Genomic DNA, 1,742 nt, shown 5'->3' on the forward strand with positions numbered 1-1,742 from the left:
GGTCATAAAAGTCAAGTTTCTTTTTGTTCACAATCAAAGATTTCATAAACTCTCCCATGAGGAGAGAAATATTATTAAATATTAATTATAAATTAATTAATAACTATATTAAACATATTATACGAGGTAGCCAACACTGCCCCTGATGATGGTGATACCAAGATATGTCTGGGTAAAAAGATTAGAATTACTTTCTCTGAAGAAATGAATAGGGAAACGATTGACACGGATACAATCCTGGTGAATAATGGTGCTATTGTTGGCTCGGTAACTTATGCTGAAGACCTCAGAACCGCATTTTTTATACCGGATAAACCGTTAGAGATAGTGTAAATAGAAAGGAAAAAGGAAAAAAGGAAATTTTTGTTGACTTGATTGATGAGAAGGAGTATAATGATTTGTGTTATGAAAAAAAGGAAATGGTTAGAAGTTAGTTTAATAGTGATACTTGGTATCTCTTTGCTGACTGGGTGTGGACAGAGAAGTAAGAAGTCAGAAGTGGGAAGTGGGGAGGTAGAGGATGAGAATATAACTGTATCTCATGAAAAACTATTGAAAGAGACAACAGGTGTTCAGAAAAAGCAAGGAAAGATAGAAACAAAAGAACTAAGTCAAAATGTAACACCTGAACTGTCAAGAAAAGAGAAAAAACAGATAGAGGAAAGGATACTAAAAATTGTTAATAGAATAGAGAAGTTTCCTTTTTTTAATCTGGAAGGTATTAAAAGCATTGAAGATACTAAAGGGAAGGATGTGCCAGATGAAGAAGAGATTAAAAGGTTAATAAGGGAGTTGGTGAGTATTGGTAAAGCCGGTGTACCAACCTTTATAAAAATAATTAAAGATAAAAAGAGAGATGAAGAAATTCGTATGTTTTTTATCTCGTTAATAGCAGATGATAAGATAAAGGATGATAGAACAGATGAATTTTTAATAGGAATAATAAATGATAAAAAAGAGAGTATAGCAATTCGTAATGAAGTAGTTAGTATATTGAATGAGAAGATTGGTAAGAGATTTGCACCTATTGAAATTTCATCTAAAGAGCAGGAGAAGGTTAAGAAGGAGGTATTAAAATGGCTAAGAAAGATAGAGCGAAAATGTAAATTGTGTTTGGAATATGATGAAAGGGATGCTAGGCTTGCGGCTGGTTGGATAACAGCTGGGGAAATAGATAATATAGAAAAGATTGGTAAGCCTGCTATTCCTACTTTATTAGAGGTATTCTGCCATAAGAATAGAAATTGGATGTTGAGAGCCTTTATTGGTGGACCACTTTGTAACTACCTATATTCTTTACGAGAAAAAGGAGAGGAAGATAATAGGATATTTGAACCAGTGATAAGAGTGTTAGAAGACAGGAGTGAACATAGATCTGTGCGGCATGAAGCGGTAATAATAATAGGGGAGTTAGGAGATAAAAGAGCAGTTGAGCTACTAATTAAATTATACAAAACAGAAGAGGATGGATTAATTCGGATTGGAATAGTATCAGCATTACGAGGTTTGAAGGATGAGCGAGCGATGAATTTATTTATAGAGATAATGAATAATCCAAAGGAAGAGATACAAGTACGAAGTGGGAGTATATTTGGGTTAGCAATTATAGCTGAGCATCCTAAATTCCCGCTTTTGATATAACTATTCTTTAAAAAAATCAAGAAAATGCAAAAAAAGCTTGACTTTTTGTCAAGATATAGTTATAATATTATTATAACTATAAGGAGGGGATATTATGGCAT

2 protein-coding genes are annotated in these 1,742 nt (G+C 33.0%); both read left to right on the forward strand.

The window, feature by feature from the left end; all coding sequences use genetic code 11:
- Positions 1-114 precede the first annotated feature (114 nt).
- A complete protein-coding gene (locus AB1422_19250) occupies positions 115-333 on the forward strand; it encodes an Ig-like domain-containing protein (GenBank protein MEW6621438.1) in 219 nt (72 codons plus the stop codon).
- A 60-nt stretch (positions 334-393) separates the two neighbouring features.
- Positions 394-1,641 (forward strand): HEAT repeat domain-containing protein, encoded by a 1,248-nt coding sequence (locus tag AB1422_19255; protein ID MEW6621439.1) that lies wholly within the window; start codon positions 394-396, stop codon positions 1,639-1,641.
- The last annotated feature ends 101 nt before the right edge of the window (positions 1,642-1,742 follow it).

This window comes from bacterium (assembly GCA_040757115.1).
GTDB lineage: Bacteria > UBA9089 > CG2-30-40-21 > CG2-30-40-21 > SBAY01 > JBFLXS01.